Origin of the sequence: Novosphingobium sp. YAF33 (genome assembly GCF_052113265.1) — a bacterium.
GTDB lineage: Bacteria > Pseudomonadota > Alphaproteobacteria > Sphingomonadales > Sphingomonadaceae > Novosphingobium.
Genome location: NZ_JBFRCW010000020.1, coordinates 23,082 through 45,544 on the forward strand (window position 1 = coordinate 23,082; position 22,463 = coordinate 45,544).

20 protein-coding genes are annotated in these 22,463 nt (G+C 63.0%); 2 read left to right on the forward strand and 18 right to left on the reverse strand.

The window, feature by feature from the left end; genetic code table 11:
* Nucleotides 1-79: 79 nt before the first annotated feature.
* From AB4Z00_RS24520 to AB4Z00_RS24535, 4 genes are all read right to left on the reverse strand, one after another.
* A complete protein-coding gene (locus AB4Z00_RS24520; protein WP_442047597.1) occupies nucleotides 80-3,310 on the reverse strand; it encodes an efflux RND transporter permease subunit in 3,231 nt (1,076 codons plus the stop codon).
* A gap of 4 nt (nucleotides 3,311-3,314) precedes the next feature.
* Entirely contained in the window at nucleotides 3,315-4,487 is a 1,173-nt protein-coding gene (locus AB4Z00_RS24525) for an efflux RND transporter periplasmic adaptor subunit (RefSeq protein WP_442047598.1), read from the reverse strand.
* Nucleotides 4,484-5,770, reverse strand: coding sequence for a TolC family protein (locus tag AB4Z00_RS24530; protein ID WP_442047599.1), 1,287 nt, complete (start codon nucleotides 5,768-5,770; stop codon nucleotides 4,484-4,486). Before AB4Z00_RS24530 ends, AB4Z00_RS24525 begins: the two co-directional genes overlap by 4 nt.
* A 70-nt stretch (nucleotides 5,771-5,840) precedes the next feature.
* Entirely contained in the window at nucleotides 5,841-6,206 is a 366-nt protein-coding gene (locus AB4Z00_RS24535; RefSeq protein WP_442047600.1) for a hypothetical protein, read from the reverse strand.
* A 1,188-nt stretch (nucleotides 6,207-7,394) separates the two neighbouring features.
* On the opposite strand from AB4Z00_RS24535, the gene AB4Z00_RS24540 reads away from it, so the two are divergent.
* Both AB4Z00_RS24540 and AB4Z00_RS24545 read left to right on the forward strand, forming a co-directional pair.
* Nucleotides 7,395-7,862, forward strand: coding sequence for a hypothetical protein (locus AB4Z00_RS24540; protein ID WP_442047601.1), 468 nt, complete (start codon nucleotides 7,395-7,397; stop codon nucleotides 7,860-7,862).
* A 105-nt stretch (nucleotides 7,863-7,967) separates the two neighbouring features.
* Complete coding sequence (locus tag AB4Z00_RS24545) at nucleotides 7,968-8,567, forward strand: hypothetical protein (RefSeq protein WP_442047602.1); 600 nt, start codon at nucleotides 7,968-7,970, stop codon at nucleotides 8,565-8,567.
* A gap of 91 nt (nucleotides 8,568-8,658) precedes the next feature.
* On the opposite strand, the gene AB4Z00_RS24550 is transcribed toward AB4Z00_RS24545, so the two are convergent.
* The 14 genes from AB4Z00_RS24550 to AB4Z00_RS24615 all read right to left on the reverse strand — a co-directional run bounded on the left by AB4Z00_RS24550 (nucleotide 8,659) and on the right by AB4Z00_RS24615 (nucleotide 21,912).
* Nucleotides 8,659-8,898 carry a helix-turn-helix domain-containing protein gene (locus tag AB4Z00_RS24550; RefSeq protein WP_442047603.1) on the reverse strand — a complete coding sequence of 80 codons (240 nt, stop codon included), beginning with the start codon at nucleotides 8,896-8,898 and terminating at the stop codon, nucleotides 8,659-8,661.
* Between the two features lie 78 nt (nucleotides 8,899-8,976).
* Nucleotides 8,977-9,222: a DUF2274 domain-containing protein gene (locus tag AB4Z00_RS24555; RefSeq protein WP_442047604.1), complete on the reverse strand. Its 246-nt coding sequence runs from the start codon at nucleotides 9,220-9,222 to the stop codon at nucleotides 8,977-8,979.
* Entirely contained in the window at nucleotides 9,210-10,496 is a 1,287-nt protein-coding gene (locus AB4Z00_RS24560; RefSeq protein ID WP_442047605.1) for a TrbI/VirB10 family protein, read from the reverse strand. The genes AB4Z00_RS24555 and AB4Z00_RS24560 overlap by 13 nt, the downstream gene beginning before the upstream one ends.
* Nucleotides 10,493-11,350: a P-type conjugative transfer protein TrbG gene (gene trbG, locus AB4Z00_RS24565; protein WP_442047606.1), complete on the reverse strand. Its 858-nt coding sequence runs from the start codon at nucleotides 11,348-11,350 to the stop codon at nucleotides 10,493-10,495. The genes AB4Z00_RS24560 and trbG overlap by 4 nt, the downstream gene beginning before the upstream one ends.
* Nucleotides 11,347-12,120 (reverse strand): conjugal transfer protein TrbF, encoded by a 774-nt coding sequence (gene trbF, locus AB4Z00_RS24570; protein WP_442047607.1) that lies wholly within the window; start codon nucleotides 12,118-12,120, stop codon nucleotides 11,347-11,349. Before trbF ends, trbG begins: the two co-directional genes overlap by 4 nt.
* A 3-nt stretch (nucleotides 12,121-12,123) precedes the next feature.
* Nucleotides 12,124-13,437 (reverse strand): P-type conjugative transfer protein TrbL, encoded by a 1,314-nt coding sequence (trbL, locus tag AB4Z00_RS24575; RefSeq protein ID WP_442047608.1) that lies wholly within the window; start codon nucleotides 13,435-13,437, stop codon nucleotides 12,124-12,126.
* Nucleotides 13,438-13,603: 166 nt separating this feature from the next.
* Nucleotides 13,604-14,353 (reverse strand): P-type conjugative transfer protein TrbJ, encoded by a 750-nt coding sequence (gene trbJ / locus AB4Z00_RS24580; RefSeq protein WP_442047609.1) that lies wholly within the window; start codon nucleotides 14,351-14,353, stop codon nucleotides 13,604-13,606.
* A 26-nt stretch (nucleotides 14,354-14,379) separates the two neighbouring features.
* Nucleotides 14,380-16,827: a conjugal transfer protein TrbE gene (gene trbE, locus AB4Z00_RS24585; protein WP_442047610.1), complete on the reverse strand. Its 2,448-nt coding sequence runs from the start codon at nucleotides 16,825-16,827 to the stop codon at nucleotides 14,380-14,382.
* Complete coding sequence (locus AB4Z00_RS24590) at nucleotides 16,821-17,081, reverse strand: VirB3 family type IV secretion system protein (protein ID WP_442047611.1); 261 nt, start codon at nucleotides 17,079-17,081, stop codon at nucleotides 16,821-16,823. Before AB4Z00_RS24590 ends, trbE begins: the two co-directional genes overlap by 7 nt.
* Nucleotides 17,078-17,419: a TrbC/VirB2 family protein gene (locus AB4Z00_RS24595; RefSeq protein ID WP_442047612.1), complete on the reverse strand. Its 342-nt coding sequence runs from the start codon at nucleotides 17,417-17,419 to the stop codon at nucleotides 17,078-17,080. The genes AB4Z00_RS24590 and AB4Z00_RS24595 overlap by 4 nt, the downstream gene beginning before the upstream one ends.
* Nucleotides 17,419-18,432 carry a P-type conjugative transfer ATPase TrbB gene (gene trbB, locus AB4Z00_RS24600; protein ID WP_086493277.1) on the reverse strand — a complete coding sequence of 338 codons (1,014 nt, stop codon included), beginning with the start codon at nucleotides 18,430-18,432 and terminating at the stop codon, nucleotides 17,419-17,421. Before trbB ends, AB4Z00_RS24595 begins: the two co-directional genes overlap by 1 nt.
* The gene (locus AB4Z00_RS24605) at nucleotides 18,429-18,830 is read right to left on the reverse strand and encodes a CopG family transcriptional regulator (protein ID WP_086493278.1); all 402 of its coding nucleotides are present in this window, start codon (nucleotides 18,828-18,830) and stop codon (nucleotides 18,429-18,431) included. The genes trbB and AB4Z00_RS24605 overlap by 4 nt, the downstream gene beginning before the upstream one ends.
* A gap of 8 nt (nucleotides 18,831-18,838) precedes the next feature.
* Nucleotides 18,839-20,863 carry a conjugal transfer protein TraG gene (locus AB4Z00_RS24610; protein WP_442047613.1) on the reverse strand — a complete coding sequence of 675 codons (2,025 nt, stop codon included), beginning with the start codon at nucleotides 20,861-20,863 and terminating at the stop codon, nucleotides 18,839-18,841.
* A gap of 116 nt (nucleotides 20,864-20,979) precedes the next feature.
* The gene (locus AB4Z00_RS24615; protein ID WP_442047614.1) at nucleotides 20,980-21,912 is read right to left on the reverse strand and encodes a HEPN domain-containing protein; all 933 of its coding nucleotides are present in this window, start codon (nucleotides 21,910-21,912) and stop codon (nucleotides 20,980-20,982) included.
* Nucleotides 21,913-22,463: the final 551 nt, after the last annotated feature.

A 22,463-nucleotide genomic window follows, 5' to 3' on the forward strand; every position in this document is an offset into this window, starting at 1 on the left:
CCTACGACCATCGGAAGTCACCGGACAGGTCCGCCATGCACCGTGGCATCGCCGGCTGCGACACTGGCGCCGAAACCGTTCACGAGAATGTGGCCGATCCGTCCGAACCGGACGGATCGCCGCGACCTTCCTCTGCCGGCAGGTCGTTGCGACCGTAGCGGGCGTAGAGCGTGGGCAGCACGAAAAGCGTCAGCAGGGTTGCCGAGATCAACCCGCCGATCACGACCGTGGCCAGCGGCTTCTGCACTTCCGCCCCCGCGCCGCTGCCCAGCGCCATCGGCACGAAGCCGAGACTGGCGACGAGCGCGGTCATGACCACGGGTCGCAGGCGCTGGAGCGCGCCGATGCGCGCGGCCGCGGCGCGCTCCATGCCCTGGCGCATCAGGTCCTGGATCGACGAGACCATGACCAGGCCGTTGAGCACCGCGATCCCCGACAGCGCGATGAAGCCCACGGCCGCGGCTATGGAGAAATCCATACCCCGTGCAAACAGGAGCAATACGCCCCCGACCAATGCCATCGGCACCCCGGTAAACACGATCGCCGCGTCCCGGATCGAGCCAAGCGCCCCGTAGAGCAGCAGCAGGATCAGGGCGAAGCAGGCGGGGATCACCAGTTGCAGACGCTCCCTGGCGGAGGCGAGATTCTCGAACTGGCCGCCCCATTCCAGATAGCTGCCCGGGGGAAGACGGACCTCGCCGGCAATCGCCGCCCGGGCATCTTCCACCACGCTGCCGACATCGCGGCCACGCACATTGGCCTGGACCACCACGCGGCGCTTGCCGTTCTCGCGGCTGATCTGGTTCGGGCCTTCCGCGATCCCGATATCGGCAACGCTGGCAAGCGGCACGAACCGCCCGCCAGGCACCGGCACCGGTACCTGCCGCAACAGGCCGATATCGGCGCGCTGGGCTTCGGACAGGCGGATCACCACCGGGAAACGGCGATCGCCCTCGAAGATCATGCCAGCCTCGCGGCCGCCCAGCGTGGCGGTGACGATGTCCTGCACGTCCTGCGCGGTCACGCCGAGACGGGACATGGCATCGCGATCGACGCGAATGTCGAGCATGGGCAGACCCGTGGTCTGCTCGACCTTGACGTCGGTGGCGCCCCGGGTCCGGCGCAGCACCCCGGCGATCTTCTCGGCCGTGGCATTCATGGCGCCGAAGTCTTCACCGAAGACCTTGACCGCGATGTCCCCGCGCACGCCTGCGATCAGTTCGTTGAAGCGCATCTGGATGGGCTGCGTGACTTCGTAGGCATTGCCGGGGAATTCATTCAGCGCCTTTTCGAGACGAGCGACGAGTTCGTCCTTGGCAAGGCGCTTGTCCGGCCACTGATCGCGCGGTTTCAGGATCACGAACATGTCGGTGGCATTGGGCGGCATCGGATCCGATGCGAGTTCGGCCGTGCCCGTCTTCGAAAAGACGAACTGCACTTCCGGCTGCCGCGACATCATCCGCTCGATCGGCACCTGCATCGCCTGGCTCTGCTGCACCGAGGTGGCCGGAATGCGCAGCGCCTGGATCAGCAGGTTGCCCTCATCGAGCTGCGGCAGGAACACTTGTCCCAGCCCCATGAACGCGGCGATGGCCACGGCGAAGCCGGCCACGCCGACACCCACCGTCATCGTCGGCCGCTTCATCGCCTTGTCGAGGCCCGGCTCGTAGCGCGCCTTGAGCCAGGTCATGATCCGGCCTTCCTTTTCCTCCACGCGGCGGGAGAGCCAGATCGCGATCGCCGCCGGCACCGCCGTCAGCGAGAGCACGAAGGCAAAGGCCAGCGCCATGATGACCGTCAGCGCCATCGGCACGAAGGTCTTGCCCTCGACACCGGTGAGCGTGAGCAGCGGAACGTAGACGAGAATGATGATCGCCTGCCCATAGACCGAGGGCCGGATCATCTCGCGCGCAGCCGTGGCGACCGTGGCCAGGCGCTCCTCTACGGTGAGCAGGCGGCGGCTACGATGCTGTGCCTCGGCAATGCGCCGCAGCGCGTTCTCGACGATGATGACGGCCCCGTCGACGATCAGGCCGAAGTCCAGCGCGCCAAGGCTCATCAGGTTCGCCGAAACGCCGGTCCTGAGCATGCCGAAGCTGGTCAGCAGCATGGAAACCGGGATCACCATGGCAGCGATCAGCGCGGCGCGAAAGTTTCCGAGCAACGCGAACAGCACGACGATGACCAGCAAGGCGCCTTCGCCCAGGTTCCGGGCGACAGTCCTGATGGTCGCATTGACGAGTTCGGTGCGGTCCAGGACCGGCTGCACGATCACGTCGGGCGGCAGCGAGGCATTGATCTCCCGAAGGCGATCGCCGACCGCCGTGGCGACCGTGCGGCTGTTCTCGCCGATCCGCATGATCGCGGTGCCGACCACGACCTCAGTACCGTTTTCGGACGCCGAACCCATGCGGACCGCCTGTCCGGTCCTGACGCCGGCAACCTGGCCCAGAGTGACAGGAACTCCCTCTCGCGTGGCGATGACGACCTTGGCAAGCTCGCTGGCGTTCTGGATCAGCGCGTCGGAACGCACGGCCAGACCTTCGCCGTTACGGTCGACGAAGCCGCCGCCGACGCTGGTATTGTTGCGCTCCAGAGCCGTAGCCAGATCGGTGAGCGTGATGCTCATCGCCGCCAGGCGCTGGACGTCCGGCACGACCAGGAACTGCTTGGCATAGCCGCCGATGGAATCGACCCCGGCGAGTCCCCTGGTGTTCTTCAGCAAGGGCGCGACGATCCAGTCCTGCGCCGTGCGCAGATAAGTCGCCTTGTCGGTATCGTTTGTCAGGCGCTCGCCTTCCGGCGTGATGTAGCTGCCATCCGGCTGCATGCCCGGCTCACCGGGCAAGTGCTTGTCATCCCTGCGGTGTTCGAGGCGGACGGTCCACATATAGACCTCGCCAAGGCCCGTGGCGATCGGGCCCATCTCGGGGTTGACGCCAGGGGGAAGGTCTTGCTTCACCCCGCTGAGGCGTTCGCCCACCTGCTGGCGCGCGAAGTAGATGTCGGTGCTCTCGTCGAACACCGCCGTGATCTGCGAGAAACCGTTGCGGCTGAGCGATCGGGTGTGATCGAGGCCGGGAATGCCGGCCAGCGCGGTCTCGATCGGGAAGGATACCTGCTTTTCGACCAGTTCGGGTGAGAGGGCCGGGGCGCGGATATTGATCTGCACCTGGTTATTGGTGATGTCCGGCACCGCGTCGATGGGAAGACGGTACAGGGCGGCCGCGCCGATGGCGGCGGCAAGCGCGGTGAGCAGCAGGACGAGCCAGCGCTTGTCGACCGCCCAATTGACGATGGAGGCGATCATCGGCTCAGTCCTCGTGCGCCGCTTCGCCCTTGCCGAGTTCGGCCTTGAGCGTGAAGCTGTTGGTGGTGGCGATCTGCTCGGTGCCCGTCAGGCCCGAACGGACGATCACGGTGCCCCCGGCATTGTCGCCCGGCGTCACCGGCACCGCCCGGAAGCCTGCTTCGGTGCGCACGAAGACCACGCTCTTGCCCTCCACCGTCTGCACGGCGGTGCTCGGAACGCGCACGGCGCCGTGCCCGCTTTCGCTGCCAAGCTGGACGGAAGCCGTCACGGGTTCGCCCACGCGCCATTCTCCGCCGCGGTTGTCCAGCGCGGCGATGACCGGCACGAGGCGCGTCTGCACGTCGAGCGCGGGGGATACGAACGTCACTTTGCCCGTGGCCCTGCGGCCGGAAGCCGTGACGGTTACCGGGCTACCCGGTTTCACCCGGCCGGCGTCGGCAGGTTGCAGGTTCAGTGCGAGCGAGACGCTCGAAAGATCGGCGATCCGGTACAATTCGGCATTGGCGTCGACCGTCTGGCCCAGGATGACGCTACGGGCGATCACCTGCCCGGAGATCGGCGCGGTAATGCCAAGGCGGTTGAGCCCGCCGCCTCCGGCACCGGCGGCGGATACCTGTCCCTGCGCCTGCCGGTAGGCGATCCGCGCTTCGGTTGCTGCGGTGCGCGCGGCAATCAGATCCTGCTCCGGCGTGACGCGCTGGCTGAACAGACGCTGCTCGCGGGCAAGATTCGCGTTGGCCAGGGCCAGACGCGCGCGGCTGGCTTCGACTTCGCCCTTGAGGGCGGCCGCTTCCCGGCTCTCGATCACGGCCATGATCCCACCGCGACCGACCGACTGACCGAGATTCTGGCCCAGCGCCACGATACGGCCGCCGATCGCGGCGGAAACGACCTGCATGCCTTGCGGGTCGGCCTCGATGGTCGCGGGCAGTTCGAGAGTGCCGGAGCCTCCCACCATGGGACGGCCGATCTCGATGCCTGCCGAAGCGATCTGCGCCGGTGTCAGCGTGATTTCGCCTTCCTCGGCGTGGGCGGCTTGGCCCGCTTCGGCCTTGTCCGGCGTGGGCGCAGCGTCCTGGGCACCGCCACCACCGCAGGCAGCGAGTGCGAGCGGCAAGGCCAAGGTCAAGGCCAAGGGAAATGCGGCGTAGGCGTATCTGTTGAAGGTCTTCACAATCCGTTCCCCACTTGCGGTGCGACGGCGGGCGCGGTCAGGCGCTCCAGCTGCGCGCGGGCATTCTGATAGGCGGCAAGCGCGTCGATCGCAGCGACGCGGGTTTCGGCAAGCGTGCGTTCGGCATCGAGCAGATCGAGCTGGCCGAACTTGCCCTCGCGGTATCCGATGCGCGCGATGCGGGCCGCTTCCTGTGCTGCGACCAGCGCCGGTCCCGATGCGGTTCGTGCCAGCGTGGCGGCATTGTCCGCCTCGGCCTGGGCATTGGTGATGGCCTGTTCGATATCGAGCGCGCCGGCCCGGCGCTGGGCTTCCGCCTGGCTGCGCTGGGCATTGGCCTGGTCGAACGCGGCACGGCCATTGTTGAAGACCTGCAAGGGGATCGAAACGGTGAACACGGCCGCGACGTCATTGGTCGCCTCAAGGCGCCGGACCGAAGGCCCGACATCCACGTCCGGCACCCGGTTCGCACGCGCAAGGCGGAGGTTGGCATCGGCTATGGCCAGATTGGCGTCCGCCGCCGCGAGCGCGAGCGTGCCCTGTGGGTCCACCTGAACATCTGGGCCGTACCCATCGGGCGGCAAACGGTCGAGAAGGCCGGCGTCGAGTTCGCCATCGATCGATCGCCCCATGCGCCGCTCCAGATTGGTGCGGGCTGCAAGGGCAAGGCGATCCTGCCGTTCGACATTCGCCTCTGCCGACAACCGCGTCACATCGGCCCGCTGCCGTTCGAGCGGAGAGGCTCGACCGGCCTGGACGCGCAGGCTGGCCGCGCGAAGGGCGTCTCCGGCGATCCGCGCCTGATCGCGTGCCGTCTCCCGGCGGCGCATGGCCGAGATCGCCTCGATATAGAGTCGGGTCGCCTGAAGCCGCACGTCTGCGGCCATGATCGCGGCCTGCAGCTCCGTCCTGGAAAGTTCTGCCGAGGCAACCGCCACGCGGGCACGGCGCTTGCCGCCCCGTTCGAGCGTTTGCAGGAAGCCGACAGTCGTTTCGGAATTGCGGAGGCCGCTATAGGCGCCCGTTCCGGCGACATTCTCGACTTGCGCCTGCGCTACGGGGTTGGGGCGAAAGCCCGCTATCCGCCGGTTTGCTTCCGCCGCCCGGATACCGGCATCGGCGGCCTCGATGGCAGGGGCGCTGCCGCCCGCCGCCGCAACGGCATCCTCGAGTGTGAATAGTGGCGTCGTCACCTGGGCCGCGCGCATCGCGGCAATGTCCTGCGCTTGTGCGGCTGCGACGCACGACGTGGCGGCCAGCAGAGCCGCTATGATCCTGTACATGAAGATATTCCCGATTGAAGAATGACAGACCGCCGGCGCGCGCGGGCGCGCCAGGGCCGTTCGGATTCAATCAGGCAATGGGAGGACGCAGATCCGGGCCGGCGATCCACCGACCGAGGGCATGAGAGCGGGTTGCGGGAACGCCCTGCTTCAAAACGCTCTGAAGAAGGGGATTCTGGTCTCGGGATGGCAGGAAGGATGCGCCGCCGTGGCAGCTGGCATGGTGATGCGGTACGCCCTTGTCGGCGTCCCCCTGCGACTGGTCATTGTCCCCCTCATCGTGGACATAACCAGAGCATTCCATCGTGACCGGGCCCGACATCTCCGCAGCATGCAAGGCAGAAGTCGCCAAGAACGACGACAAGAGCATCAGCAGCAGAGAAAGGCCCCAGCGCGACATGCCCACGCCCATAAGGGATTTTGCCGCGCTTGTCATGTCGAAGCCTCTATCGTTACCGGTGGCGCGTTGCGGCGCCAAGGCGCGCACATACGTGCGCGCTTGCCCGGGCTGGGCTGTCGTGTGTGTGGGGGGGGTGTTCATGGTTGCGGGGGCAGGACATTTCAGGCCAACTATGCAATTGATTTAACACATCATTTTCAGTTCACTTAATCATACCACCCCCAAAAATACCCCCACAAACATCCGCTTGCGCCGGCATGTGCATTTCATGCGACAAAAAAGTACATTGGTTAAAATTGGCCCGACCATACGCGACGAACAGGGCGGCTTGCGTGATCGCGGACGGCTTCTTCTCGCCGTTTGTACCATTTGCCTACAGTTTCGGCGCTTATGTCATAGCCTGACGACCAAGCCCCTAGACTCAGCCGAACGAGCAATTTCCGTTCGTACAGCCGGTGAGGTCCGGGCTTGAAGATGTATTTGCACCATCACGAAACTTGATTAAAAGGCGTAATAGCGCGCCGCGAGTGTTCTCGCGATAGCCTCATTTAGCCAGTTGCCAATGAAGTTGCGCCAGCGGACAACTAGGCCTCAACCTACTCTATGAGGATCGCTCGGCCGCTCCGAGAAAACCTTGGATACGCAGCTTAGCGGCGCGATACTAAACGCACGCGTAACGCCTCATTCGCGGCATCGCACCACCAGAGGGAAAAGCTCCTGCATTTGTTCCCTATATGTTCTATATATTGTGGCGGTCGTGAGTGATCGGCCATGGCGTTGCAACGAAATTTAGCGAACACGCTTGCCTAACGATCCATGTCCATAATCTCAACGACTACGCCAAAGCCGTACCATGGTCGACAATTCTGAAGAACGGTAGTTAGCGTGTTGATGCGTAACCGATCCAGCGCCGCCACAAGTTTCTATTGCAGTCAGCGAAATTGCATAATCTGGCAGATTATCGCCGGGCTAGCGAGATTAGTTCACAAATAGTTGGCATACCAATATCTGCGTTAATTGAAGAATATTTTGGTTCTCTTGCCATTACGGTGAAACTGATGCCAAATTTCATGAACTTTGACCGGATGTTTGTGCCAAAAATACATTCCGAATTGCTTGCAAAGATATAATGCGACGCGTTAGCATGGAATTTGCAAGCCTCTGAGTCTGCGGGAGTATGCTCCTCTGACGCGCTGCGGCTGCATGTAAAAGGAGACTGGCTGGATGCGATATCTTACCGTAGTTTTATCCGCCGCCTATCTGGCATCCGCCCCCTTCGCTGATGCTCAGGTGCTGGCACCACCGGCACCAAACGGCCAAGACTTTTTGATCAATGATCTAATATCCTCGATCGAGAACAAGGACGTGCCCAAATACTCTAACCTTCTTGCAGATGACGTGAAGGTATATGAGGGTGAACGGCTGATAGCCGACAATAAAACATCATGGATGACGCAATTTGGAGAGCCACTTGCAGCTGCGGGCGTCACCTATACGATCAAGTCTGCTTATCCATCAAGCGGCAGCCTACTAACTATTGAGTATTTCAACTCGGCGGGAAGTTGGGGGAACGGACCGCCATCTCACTGCTGCTGGCACTACGACGCTGTGTCCTACACATTTGTAGGAGGAAAAATCGGGGAGATTCATCGACTTTCTGGCGGCCAAGAAGACATCATTTCTAAGAAGTAATCAACATAAGGATCGAATAAGCCTGGTGAGATTATTGTAACTTCGCACGTTGGCACTTTTGATTTCACCAATGCGGTCATACAAAACACCGCAGGAACACAACAGATGCTTGTGGCGCAAGCCACGACGTTCTGGACTGCAAAAACACTAGTTACCAAAGAGATTGATGTTATAGGCGATGACATCACCGTAATCGGAAACTCGATGAAATCGACGGTGTTCAGTCAATTTATAAACATGTATGCTAGCCAGGGGGCGGTGATAAATTCGTCCATCATTGGCGCCATTAAGTATGGCGAACTTGTAAATATTCTGAGAAATTTGAAGTTCACTGCCACAAATCGAGAGTTCGGCGTAGGGCGCGCCGGCGAGAACGGCGTGGGTATCGGCAACTCCGAGGTTCCGGTCGTTATCAACGTCACCGCTCTTCGCAATTACAACCTTCTCAACGGCGGACTTCAGTATCTGGTCTGGCATGAGGTCGCTCACGCATTGAGGTCCATGCAGCAATTCAATGCTGCGATGTGGGATGAATACCGGAGTGGTTCCGGCAGCGGCCTTTCGGCTGACGTTCAAGCTAAGCAGTATCCGGATAGCGATCAGTTCAAAAGGAACGAGGCCCGGGCCAACACCATCGCCAGGGAACTGGCAGGCGGCGGTGCCAACTGGAACTTCACACCGCCTTATGGATACGAGGTTCCCTGACGCTTTGGCGGCATTGAGGGCTGGCACGCAAGCTTGTATCTGAGCCTATCGCCTTGGAGGATGCAAACGGCAACATCATTCCATCCTTGAGTCAGCAGCTTTTCCGTCGACCGCTGGGTGAAATTCGCCGTGCTTGAATGACAGCCTTCAGACTCTCGATCGTAATCACTGTCGATCGTCCGACTTTGGCAGCCTCAAGATCACCAGCAGCAATGAGCGAATAGATTTTAGATCGACTAAGACCCGTCATGCGCACTGCATCTGGAATCCGTACACTGATCGGGTCGAACTGACCCAATGCACGCATTTCGCGATTAACGTTCCTTGCCATGGTGAAACCTTCCGTTGGTCAGACCAGGTGGAGAGTGAGCCGGTGTATCGAGACGAGGCACATTAGGGGACTATGAGCTTATCTTCCACCCCGTCCTCTTGCTCGGACAAACGACCGATCGCTGCTGAGAAACGCCTCAAGCATTGCCGGTACCAGAACTGACACCGGCTCTTCTCGCCCATAAGTTGAAGCGTATAACTTCGCGTAGTCCTGAAGCGCTTCGGCAAGTTCAGGTACGACGTGAATGGAGAGCTTTACCGGAGTCCGATCGGGCAATACTGGTAGCTTCAACTCAGTCATAGTGATTGCTCCTACGGAAGCCATGGCGGCAGAACGAGATCGCGGTGAACCACGAGGCGAACCTGAGCCCCAGGCCGTATCGTGATCGTCGGCTGAATTTGTAGACTGCGGGAAACGAGCTGATCGCCGGCGCGCGAGACACTCTGCTGCGTCGACTGCCGGATCGCCTGGACCAGATCGCTCTCGCCCGTGAAGGTCAGTTCCGATCCAACTCCGAACAGCGTAGAAATCGCCGCTCCCTTGATGACCTGCCAGGTATGGGCATCGACCTTGTCCTCCAGGCCAGCATACCCTGACATGTCCGTCGCCGGCACGTTGTCGAGGCGGATCGAACTGCCATCGGGCATGACGATCCGCTGCCAGACAATCAGCGCGCGCTTCTGTCCGAAAGCCACAAGGCTATCGTAACTGCCTATCAACCTGGCGCCCTGCGGAATGAGCAAGGTCCGCCCGGTCGCGCTGTCGAAGACCTGCTCGGTGACCTGCGCAATCACGAGACCGGGAAGATCCGAACGCAGCCCGGTAATGAGGCTCCCCGCAATCACACTGCCGGCAGAAAGCATGTTCGTCGACGCCGCCGGGGTTAGCGCATGCGGCTCAACATCGCCGGCGGTATCCTTGGCTGACACAAAATCCGCCTTGCGCTGCTGGGCGTTGGGATCGGCGTTGAAGTCGATCGCGAGCTTTCCGTCGGCGCCGCTTGCAGGCTTTTCGGCCTGAAGCGCTGCAGGTTCCGACGTCGCACCCGACGCTCCGGTCTTGGCGCTGGCGAAGAACAGACCGGACTGCCGTGCCGATCTCCTCTCTTCCTCCATCCGGTCCGGCGCCGACTGCGGACGGGTCGCTCCCGATCCTGCTAACGCGGTCGAGATCGGCGCGATCGTTGCGCCCTGTTTCTCGACGATGGCGCGCCCCAGGTCTCCGGGCAGCGGCGGCCCGAGCTTGGGTACCTTGTCATAACTGTCGGGCAGCACATTGATCGCGTCGGTAGAGATCTTTGCGGCATTGGCCTCGCCGTCGCCGTTGCCGGCAAGGTGAAGCTTGATGGGCCCGAGCGCGTACCAGGCCGTTCCCGCCACGATGAGCGCGAGTGTTCCCGTCATCCCGATGATGACTTCCCGCTTGAAGCGGATGGCCCTTGGCGGTTTCGATCGGAGCGCCAGCGACTCCGGATCGACCTTGGCCGGCGGGCGCACTCCAGCGGCTGGCGCGCTCTCCACATTGTCAGCGGAGCCCACCATTTGCTGGTCTCCAATTGGCTGCCGCTGATCGACGTCGCTTACGGGTTCTTCGCTCATCGCGCCCTCCCCTGAACTGCACCGTCGGCCAGGCGCTGGATGCGCACCACCTGCTGGTTTTTCGTACCCAGCCGCAATTCGGCGGCCGTGAAGATGCGGTCGACAACATAGAAGCGGCCCGACAGTCGGTAATTGACCAACTGTGCTGTCCCCTTTTCATCGACGAGGAACAGCGGAGGCGCCTCATCGAGCACGATGCTTGGGGGCATCTGGATGAACGTCTGCCGGCCATCATCGAAGGCGCGGAGCGGCCGCCAGGTCGGCTTATCGCCGGAGATCTCGTAGTTAAAGTTGAAGTTTTCGGCGGCGAGACCGGCGGCTATCGGTTTTGCCGTTTCCGCCGCGGCCGCTGCCCGCTTGATCGCGACCAACTCGTCCGCCGGATAGGTCCAGGACAACGCCGATATTGCCGCGCCGCCGCTGCTGGAGAGCGCCAGATGGTAGCTGCGCCGGTCGGTCGTGATGACAAGGTTGGTTGAAAGCCCCGGCGAGTAGGGTTTGACGAGGATATGGGTGCGCTTGCTGTCGCCCTGCCCGCTTGTCGTATCGCCGATCACCCAGCGCGCGGTATCGCCGCTGGCGACCGCGACCAGCACCTCGCCCGCCTGAAGCGCGATATCGGTCACCCGGTCGGGCGCGGTCAAAACGTGGTAGATCGCCCCTTCGGAATACGCTTGAAACTGGATGGCCTGGACAAACCCGCTGGCCTGAGGCTCGATCGTCGCCGCGCGATTAGCCCGGTCGACGACGGCCGCGCGGGAGCTGGGCGCCGGGGCCGCGAGGGCGGGAAGGCCCAACATTGGGAGCGCAAGGACGCCCGCGATGATGGCGAGCCTGTGGGAATGCACATTCATGGCTGGATCTCCGATGACGACTGAGCTGCAGGTTCAGGCGAAACTTGGGTTGGCGGCGGTTGCGCCGCGGACTGGGTTGACGCGGCGGGTTCAAGTTCCCGGCTCCAGTCGATCGCGTCGACATAGATCCCGAGCGGATTGCGTCGCAGAATGTCGGCGCTGCGCGGCGGGCGGGTCAGTATCGTCAGGATTGCGGTCCAGTGGCTGGTTCCGGCCTTCGCGCCGCGCTCATAGGACGTCTCGATCCACTTCACCTGGAACGACTGGTCCGACGCGCGCACGACGCTGGTCACCTGCACTGAGACACTGCGCTGCCCGAGGTTGGCGAACGGGTCTGCCTCGCGCGCATAACCATCGAGGAAACGCGCCCCGCGCTGGCTGGCAAAGTCATAGGCCGAGAGCCAGTCGCGGCGCATCAGCACCGGATCGAGCGACACGCCGCGCACGCACTCTATGAAGCGGGCCAGATGCCAGGCGATTTGCGGATCGGTGGGTGTGATGGCGGCGTCCGCCTCATTCACTGCCCTTGCCTCGCCGAGCCCATCGACCTCGACGACATAGGGCACCACCCGACTCTGAAGCGATTGCCAGACCAGCGCTGAGCCCATCATCCCGGCCATACCTAAGGTCCCGAAGGCCATCAGCCGCCAGTTGCGTGCCTGGACGCGGGTGGAGCCGATACGCTCATCCCAGACCTGGCCCGCCCGCTGGAAGGGTGTTTCGGGCTGAGGTGTTCGTCCGTAACGCTGGACAGCGCGTTTGAAGATCATCGATCAGTCCTCCTTTTCCTTGATGTCGGGGTTGGCGGCGGCACCGCCGCGCTCACCGTCCTTGAGTGTGGAGAGCGCGATCTGACGGTGATGGCGGGTGTCCTGCTGGCGGCGGAGATCGCGCGCCCAGCCCGGAGCGGAATTGTTCGCGGGATTGGCTGTGGTCTCAGACGCACTGCCGGCACCGTCGGAGCCTTCGAAGGCAGCCCTCGCAGCCGAGCGACCGCGTTCGGCGGCTTCGCCAAGCCCGAAGGCCTGACTGGCCTTCTGTCGGGCCGCACCACCCGCGGCTTTGGCCATGCCGCTCAGCCCGGCACCGACGCTTTGCGAGCCGGCGGCGGATTGACCCATGCTCCACGAGGTGGAGGCGGCCGCGCCCATGCTGGTGCCAGCGCGCACCGCGCCAAGCGCGGTGCCACCTGCGAGCTTGGCCGCCCCCGCGATGCCGCCGGCACCCATGGCAATGATCCCGGCTGCGCCGACACCCGTGCCAAGCGCAGCGCCAGCACCCAGTTGTGGCGCACCGGCGACAAGGCCCGAGGCGATTGACGGCCCGAAAATTCCGAGACCAAACAACGCGAGGCTGGCCAGCACAAGGCTGAGGGTCTGCCCGATATCGGGTTCCTGTCCCTGCAGGGCCGTGGTGAACTCGTCAAAGAAGTTCGAGCCGATCCCAACGATGACGGCGAGCACCATGACTTTGATGCCGGAGCTGACGACGTTGCCGAGCACGCGTTCGGCAAGGAAAGCAGTGCGGTTCCACAGCGCGAACGGCACCAGGATGAAACCGGCAAGGCTGGTCAGCTTGAACTCGAGGATGGTGACGAAAATCTGCACCGCGAGGATGAAGAAGGCGAGGATCACCAGCAGCCACGCCAGGAGTAGCACAACGATCGTCAGCAAGTTGTCGAAGAAGCTCGTAAACCCCATGAGCTGCTTGACCTGATCCGGCAGCGGCCAGGCCGCCGAAAATCCGATCCCGGCGAGCCGCCCCGGCTTCAGCAGGTCGGCTGCGGTGAGCGCGCCGCCGCCGGCCGTGAGGCCCGCCTGTGCCAGGGAGCGAAAGACGATGTCGCCGAGCGCCGAGAAATTGCCGATGATGAAGGCGAAGGCGCCGACGTAGAGAATCTTGYGGATGAAGCGCCCGAGGATGTTGTCCTCGCCGCCCATCGTCCAGAACAGCCCCGCGAGCGTCATGTCGATGGCGATCAAGGTCGCCGTCAGGAAGTGGACATCGCCGCCCAACAGACCGAAGCCACTGTCGATGTAGGCGATGAAGCTGGTCATGAAGCGGTCGATGACATTGAGGTCGTTCATGGCGCTGCACTTTCCATCCGAATGCCGAGGGGATTGGAGACAGTGGGTGTCGCGGGACGCGGCCAGGGGCGCGGCAATACCGCGTCCCGCGACGCGGTGACGGGAAAGGCGGACCGTCACCGCAAACAATGATCGAAACGGACCCGGCCGCGGCCGGTCCAGATGGTCAGTTCGGCGTGTAGGCCGTCCCGGTGCCGAGGAATTTTGCGGTCGCGGCCTGCGCGTCGCTGGTCGCCTGGGCGCGGTTGGCGCGCTCCAGCGCGTCGGCGCGGTATTGCGCGGCGAGGAGCTGCTGGATCTGGAACTGCTGCTTGGCAGTCAACGCCAAAAGCTGGTTGGTCGCCTGGCTTGCCTGAAGTGCGCCTTCGGCGTTTTGGCTGCGCTCCACCATGGCCGAGAGCGTGGAGGCATCACTCTGGATATTCTCGACGACTTGCGCCTGCACGGTCATCGTGTGCTGGTAGGCCGTCATTTCGGTATCGAGGCGCGCGCGGGCAGCCGAGACCTGGCTGCTGAGCGAGAGCGAGGCATTGCTGGTCGGATAGAGCTGGCGGAACTGCTGGTTCAGCGTCGAGACCTGGAACTGGATCCCCTGCGCCTGCCCCATCAGCACATCGATCTGCTGGAGGGTTTGCGTCAGCGCCTGAAGTTCGGGAAAACCAATCGTCGTTAGATTCTTGCCCTGATTGAGCAGGCTCTGCGCCTCGTTTTGCAGGGACTTGATCTGGTTATTGACCTGCTGGAGCGTACGGGCCGCCGTCAGCAGGTTCTGGCTGTAGTTGGTCGGGTCGTAGACGATGACCGCCTTAGCGGGCTCCGATGGGTACGATATGGCGGCGAAGGTGCCGCCAGCGGCCACCAACGCCATGCATCCAGCGACGGTAAGCGAGGGACGGGAACGCTGTTTCACAATCATTGGTCTTCTCCTTTGCTGAAGCTGGGTCAGATGGTGGCGGGCGCCCGAAACGAGGCGGCAAGGTCAGACGCCCACGCGGCGTCCGATCCGGCGAGAAAATGGGACAGGAAGTTCTTGACGCCGTGTTCGGCGATGATGCGGTCGATCCTCTGCTGCGCGGCCGGGCCGGAGGAGCCACAGAGCGCCAGCGCAACGGGTCCCAGCCCCAGCTCGAACAGGCGGTTTCCGCGCGCCGACTGAAGGTAGTAGTGATGCTTGGGCGTGGCCCGGGCGATGATCTCGATCTGCCGATCGTTGAGCCCAAAGGCGTCATACGCTTGACGAGACTGCGGCTCGATCGCCCGGTCGTTGGGCAGGAATATCCGCTGCGGGCAGCTCTCGATGATCGCCGGTGCAATCAAGCTCTGCGCCACGTCGGCGAGGCTCTGCGTCGCAAACAGGACGGAGACGTTCTTCTTTCGCAGCGTCTTTAGCCACTCACGGATGCGGGCAGCGAAGATCGGATCGTCGAGCAGACTCCAGGCCTCATCGAGCACCAGCAGCGTCGGACGCCCATCGAAGCGCTGCTCAATGCGGTGGAACAGATAGGTCAGCACCGGGGCGACCAGTCCTTTTCGTCCCATCAGCGCCTCGGTTTCGAAGCACTGGACGTCGGCGTCCGCGAGGCGCTCCTCGGCTGCATCCAGCAGTCCGCCAAACGTGCCCTCGAGCGTATATGGCGCCAGCGCCATGCGCAGCTCGTTCGACTGGAGCAGCAAGGAGAGCCCGGTGAGCGTCCGCTCGCTTTCCGGAGCGCCGGCGAGGCTGGTGAGCGCCGACCAGACATGGTCACGCATTTCCGGAGAGGTGACGAGCAATTCGTGGGTCAGCAGATCGAGGATCCAGTCGGCGGCCCAACTGCGCTCGACCGGATCGTCGATGTCCTTGAGCGGCTGGAAGCTCAGACCATCCAGCGCATCGGTGCCGTGACCCAAGGCGTTATGGGTGCCGCCCATGGCCAGCACGGCTGCGCGTGCCGAAAGCCCCATGTCGAAGACAATGACCCGTGATCCGGGATAGCGGCGGAACTGACAGGCGATCAGCGAGAGCAGCACCGACTTACCGGCGCCGGTCGGGCCGACGACCAGCATGTGTCCGACGTCGCCAACGTGCGTGGAGAACCGGAACGGGGTCGAACCCTGCGTTTGGGCATGGAACAGCGGCGGCCCGGCAAGATGCGTGTTGCCCTCCTGTCCGGCCCAGACCGCGGAAAGCGGCATCAGGTGCGCGAGGTTCAGCGAATGGACCAGCGGCTGCCGCACATTGGCGTAGACCTGCCCCGGCAATGAGGAGAGCCAGGCTTCGACCGCGTTCACGCCTTCGCGGATGCAGGTGAAACCAAGCCCATTGACCACGCGTTCGATCGCGCGGACCTTTTCCTCGACGCGGGCGCGGTCTTCGTCAGCAACGGTGATGGTCGCGGTGAGGTAGCCGAACGAGACGTGATCGCCGCCAAGCGCCTGCAGCGCGGTATCGGCATCGACCACCTTGTTGTCGGCGTCGCTGTCGACCAGCTGCGTCGGCTGATTGTACATAACCTCGCGCAGCAGCGCGGTGATTGACTTGCGCTTGTTGAACCACTGGCGCCGCAGTTTGGTCAGCACCTTGGTGGCGTCCGCCCGGTCCATCGAGATGAAGCGAGTCATCCAGCGATAGCCGAAGCCTTGATGATTGAGCGCATCGAGCAGGCCGGGTCGGCTCACATTGGGAAAGCCCGGCAAGGTGAGCGTGCGGACGTGATGGCGTCCCAGTGTCGGCTCCAGTCCGCCGATGAACGGTGTGTCGGCCAGAATGGAGTCAAGGTAGACCGGCGTCTCTGGAACGGCGAGATGGACGGGCCGGTCCGAAACCGTGTCGTGGAGGTAGGAGAGGGTCTCGGCGCTCGACAGCCCGTGAACTTCGGGCATGAAGCCGGCTAAGAGATCGAGGACACGGTCGGTCTCGGCGATGAACCCGGCAAGCGCGGAGCGCCAATCGCGCCCTCCAGACTCGCTGCTTTCGGGCTCCGGCCGCTCGATCAGCGAGCGGCCGGCCGCATCGCTCGAATCCGCGGGCGGCAGCCACAGGAGCGTACCGGTGAACACGCTTTCGAAGTGATGCCCGTGAGATTCAAAGGCGGCGCGCCGTTCCTCGTCGATCAGCCAGGATGCCGCATCGGGAAACTGGCTTTGCGGATAGCTTGAAATCTCGCGGCGATGGGCCTCGAAGAATATCGCCCAGCCCGACCCAAGCCGGCGCAGGACATTGTTGGCGCGGGCACATGCACCGACAAGTTCCGCTTCGGTGGAGCTTTCGAGGTCGGGGCCGCGAAAGGCGAAGCTGCGCTGGAAGCTGCCGTCCTTGTTGAGCACCACACCGGGTGCGACCAGCGCGGCCCAGGGCAAATGATCGGCAAGCCGGTCGAAGCGGGAGCGATATTCGGCAAGGTTCAGCATGCCAGGTATCCTTTTTGCCGGAGGTGGCGGATGAGGACGTTCGCGAATTCGGGGTCGTGCCGGGCGGCGAAGACCGCGAGGCTGTGCCCGATCGCCCAGAGCGCGATCCCGACCGGCCATTGCTGGAGGCCAAGGCCGAGCGCGGCGGCGAGCGTCCCGTTGATGATCGCGATCCCGCGCGGAGCCCCGCCCATCAGGATGGGCTGGACGAGGCTGGCGTGGATCGGTGTCTCGAAGCCTTCGATGCGGCTCACGAGAGGAGTGCTCCTCCGCCGAAGCTGAAGAACGAGAGGAAGAAGGACGAGGCGGCAAAGGCGATCGAAAGACCGAAAACGATCTGGATCAGCTTTCGAAAGCCGCCGGCGGTCTCCCCGAACGCCAGTGCGAGGCCGGTGGTGATGATGATCAGCACCGCCACGATCTTGGCCACCGGTCCCTGGACCGATTCCAGGACTTTCTCGAGCGGGTCTTCCCAGGGCATGCCGGATCCGCTGGCAAGAACCGGCGACGCCAGGGCCGAAGCGACTGCGAAAATGACGAGACCGCTCAGATCGCGCCGCGCGAAGTTGGCCGTGAGTTTGATGCTACGCATTAGCATTCTCCTTCAGGTTGAGGCTCGTTCGGAGCGTTGGGAGTTCGAAAAGCGTCGATGACGCGGTACTCGCCCCGCTCATCCAGCCCGGCGACGCGGGCGATCGTCTCGATCCGTCGGCCCGCTCCGCGCCCGGCGATGAAGACGACCATGTCGATGGCCTCGGCGATCAGCCGGCGCGGCACGGTGGTGACCACCTCCTGCACCAGCCCGTCGATCCGATAGAGCGCGGCCCGCGCATTGTTGGCGTGGACGGTGGCGATCCCGCCGGGGTGCCCGGTGTTCCAGGCTTTGAGCATGTCGAGCGCTTCGGGCCCGCGCACTTCGCCAACGATGATCCGATCGGGCCGAAGGCGCAGCGTCGAGCGAACGAGGTCGCTCATCGACACCTTGCCAGCCCGGGTGCGAAGCGCGACTGTATCGGCAACGGGTGACTGGAGTTCGCGGGTATCCTCGATGAGGATCACCCGCTCATCGAAGCTGGCCATCTCTGCGAGCAACGCATTGGCGAGCGTGGTCTTGCCTGAGCTGGTGCCGCCGGCAACCAGGATGTTTGCTCGCTCGATAACGGCGCGCGAGAGGAAGCCCGCCTGCTCCAGCGTCATGATCCCGTCGCGCACGTAATCGGCGAGCGTGTGGACTCGGGCAGCGGGCTTACGGATCGAGAAGCATGGGGCCATCGCGACTGGAGGCAGCAGCCCTTCGAAGCGTTCGCCGGCGCTCGCTCCGTGGGCGGGGAGTTCAGCCGAGACTATCGGGGCATCTGCGTGGACTTCGGCACGGATATGCGAAGCGACGAGGCGAACGATGCGTTCGACCTGGGCAGGTTCGAAGCGGATGTCGGTATCGACCCGCCCTTCCCCGAGCACGTCGACGCGCAGGGCCCCGTCCGGGTTGACCATGATCTCGATGATGCGGGGATCCTCGAGAGCGGCACGAATGGCCGGCCCCATAGCCGTCCGCAGCATAGCGCGGCGGCGCTCGGCCGAGATGACATCGGGGGTGTCGGTCATGCGCCCTCTCCCAACTTCCGCTCGGGCAGCGTCCGCTTACCGGTGGCTATCTGGCGGCCGACCTGGGCCACGAAGGCTTCGAAACGTTCGCGACCGACCGCGCGGGCAGCCGCGTCCGCTTCAGGCAGGGGCGCTGTCACCGATAGCTGGTAGCGAATGAAGAGAGCGAGGCTTTCGAGAACGACATCGATATCGCGCCGGCTTCCCGCGATCTCCCGCGAGAGGCGGTCGAAGCGCAGGCGCAGAAGATCGTCGATCTCGTTCGAGCCCTGCCGCGCGATCCATGCCCTCAGCGCGTCGTTTACGAGGCGGCTCTTGTTGCCACGCGTACCCGCGGCCAGGCGATCGAGCGCCACGGTCACGTCCCGGTCGAGATAGAGGTTCTGGCGTACTTTCATGGGCTCTCTCACAATCCGAGGTCGCGAGTGTGCTGGCTCTCATCGAAGGCGAAGCCGCGCGCGACCGGCGTCAGAGCCTGCGCCTGTTCCATCGCTCGCTTATCGGCGACCAAGTTGCCGTCATCATCGTTGGCAAGCTGGGGCTCCGTGACGTCGGCCTCATCCCGCGCGATCGGCGGGCCGCCGCCCTGCCCGGGCGTGCGCTGCTGTTGCGGTCCGCTGTCGTCTTCCGCTTCGGCCTGAGCCATCAGCGCGGCCAGCCTGGCGTCTTGCGGCTGTGCGATGCCCTGCCAATCATCGGGGCGCGCCGCCGGGCGATCGGCATAGATGCCGCTGGCAACGGTGGGCGCAGGAAGCCGTCGCTCGGCGAAGTTCCGGTCTCGGAAGTAGCGCAGCTTGCGGGCGCGCACTGGTGCCATACCGGACAAGAGGACCAGCTCCTCATCCGGCGAAAGCTGCATGACCTCGCCGGGTGTCAGAAGCTGGCGTGCGGTCTCCTGGCGGCTGACCATGACGTGTGCGAGCCAGGGCGCGAGCCGGTGTCCGGCAAAGTTGCGCATGGCGCGCTGCTCGGTGGCAGTACCCAGGGCATCAGAGATACGCTTGGCGGTCCGCTCATCGTTCGCCGCAAAGGCGACGCGGACATGGCAGTTATCGAGGATCGAGTTGTTCTCGCCGTAGGCCTTCTCAATCTGGTTAAGGCTCTGGGCGATGAGGAACGCCCGAATCCCGTAGCCAGCCATGAATGCGAGGCTGGTTTCGAAGAAGTCCAGGCGGCCGAGCGCGGGGAATTCGTCGAGCATCATGAGCAGCTGGTGCTTGCGACCTGCCCCGCCGAGCCCGTCGAGCTGCTCAGTCAGGCGACGCCCGATCTGGTTCAAGACTAGCCGGACCAGCGGCTTGGTGCGGCTGATATCCGATGGGGGAATGACCAGATAGAGCGAACATGGCTGCTCAGCGTCAACCAGATCAGCAATCCGCCAGTCGCAGCGCGAGGTCACCTCCGCGATCGTCGGATCACGATAGAGGCCGAGGAATGACATGGCCGTCGAAAGCACGCCCGATCGTTCGTTCTCGCTCTTGTTGAGGAGTTCGCGCGCGGCGGATGCGACCACCGGGTGAACGCGCGGCGCCTCCGCATCACCGAGGTGGTTGGTTGTGAGCATGGCGCGCAACGTGGCGGCGAATGAGCGCTGGGGATCCGAGAGGAGCGTTGCGACGCGGGCAAGCGTCTTCTGTTCTTCGGCATAGAGGATGTGGAGGATCGCACCAACCAGCAGCGAATGGCTGGTTTTCTCCCAGTGGTTGCGCCGTTCGAGCGCGCCCTCAGGATCGACGAGAATATCGGCGATGTTCTGGACATCGCGCACCTCGTTGGCGCCACGGCGTACCTCGAGCAGCGGGTTGTAGTGGGCCGATGCTGCGTCGGTGGGATTGAACAGCAGGCAGTGCGAGAACTGCGCGCGCCATCCGGCGGTAAGCGTCCAATTTTCGCCCTTGATGTCATGGATGACGGCGGAACCCGTCCAGGTGAGCAAGGTCGGCACCACTAGACCCACGCCCTTGCCGGATCGGGTCGGCGCGAAGGCCAGCACATGTTCGGGGCCGTTATGGCGCAGATATTCGCGGCCGAGTTTGCCGAGCATAAGGCCGGCGTCTCCGAGCAGGCCGGCGCGGACAACTTCGCTGTGACTGGCCCAACGTGCGGACCCATAGGTGGTGACCCTGCCCTTCTGGCGGGCCCGCCAAAGTGATCCGGCTACGGCTGACCCGCAGCCGAGAAAGCCGCTGGCGCCGGCAAGCATCCCCGCCTTGTCGAAGACTTGAGGCGCATATGCGTCGAAGTGGTACCACCAACCGAACAGCGCCCAGGGTCGGTAGCAGGGCACTCCAAACAGCTCGAACGATGCCGCGCCAAGCTCAGGCTGGTAGGCCAGCATCGCGGCCGCCCACTGGGTCGAAATCCAGAGACCCGCGAACATGATCGCGAAGACGACAAGGATCTGGCCGACAAGAAGTTTGGTATGCGTCACAGGGCTTCTCCAGCCCAGTCGACCGTTGCGATCCGGGCGGAAGAAGAATCCGCGATGGTTAGAAAAAACTAAACGGCGCTAATTGGCGTTTATTGGATATTGCAGGATATTGCGGGTCACGCGCCGCGGGAATTTCCGCCTATATCGCGACGTGCCTTTTCGCGCAGCTGTGCGAGTCGTTCTTGGCAAACGATGTCGGTAAGTTCCCGAAGAGCGTGAACACGCTCCGTAATCGCCTCAAGATCTTCGATGCTGATCTCGTAGCTCGTGGAGTACCTGGCCTCGACGTAGGCTCGCTTGAGCGACTCAAAGCGCCGACGATCAATCTTCGCTTCACGTGGCCAAGCCTCTATCAGGCGCGGTTCTTTGGACTCCGCGAACGATCGCAAGAACTTGATGTTATGCGACCGTGGAAAATAGTGGGTGCGAACAAGAAGATAGCAAATGTAGGCTCGTTCTGTCGCCTGGTGAAGCAAAAAGGCAGCGTCATTCAGCTCCCCTTCCGCAAGCGCATATGCCGCTAGCTTGAGGCCGCTACTGACCTTCTTGCTCCAACTTTCAAAGTAGGCAGCGGCCATTTCGTAGGCATCTGTAGGTGTAAGGGGCTTTGGTGAGACAAACATACTGCCAGGAAGTTCGTACAGTGCGATGCCATCCCGAGCGATGTCCACCCAGAAATATTCGCCGCGGTTGAGGCTCTGATTTACGTCGTCCATCGTGTGGACAATGAAATTGACTTGGCGCTCGATCGCCGGATCTCTAGCGATCTTGTCGTCCGCAACGTGCCAATATTCGGCGATATCTGTCAGCTTGGGGTGGCTCACGATGATCAGCAAGTCGAAGTCGGACTGGTAGCCATTGAGCGGCCGATCTATCCAGTCACTTCGGGCATAGCTCCCGAAAAGAATGATCTTAAGGATCCGGCCATTCTTCTTCCAAGGCTGCGTTGCCCGCGAAATCGCAACCTCGAATTCGGCCATCAGGATCTGTTTTGCCCTCTCGAGCTCCGCCCGCTGAACTGCTGGGAGATGATCAATATCCTTACGCATCAATTGGATTCTCGCCCGAATGAGATCGGTTGGCAAGCCCCTGCGGCTTGCGATCTACTGGGTGTTCGTGTGTCATTGCCGCTCGCGCGCCGCTTCAAAACCAGTGCGCCGCAGAATTCAGCCGTCCCCCCAAGTATGCGCGGAGGTGGAAGTCGTGCCCACTACTACTGCTCCCTGCCTGAACCCGATTAGTCCGACGACAGCGGAGGTCCCGCAGTTGCAAGTCCGAAAGCTCGCCTCTGGGACATATGCGAAATTCAGCTTCGGGGTCATAAGCTGAGGAAAGCCGACATTCGGAGCGGTCAAGCGAACAACAATACATCGGCTGCGAAGCGCTTCATTTCAGCCGTTCGGGACATCGAACCCTGATCCCGAAAGTGGCCGCCCCTAAGCGGCTCAGGCTTGTTAGATCGTGTCCCAGGACGTGGTGTAGCTGAAGGCTGAGGTGGTCACCGTGATTTTCGGGTAGGTTTGGGTTGTGAAGCTCAAACCTGACGGAAGGAATCACGATGACCGATCCGATGATGCACTTGCGTTCGCTGGTAGAGAAG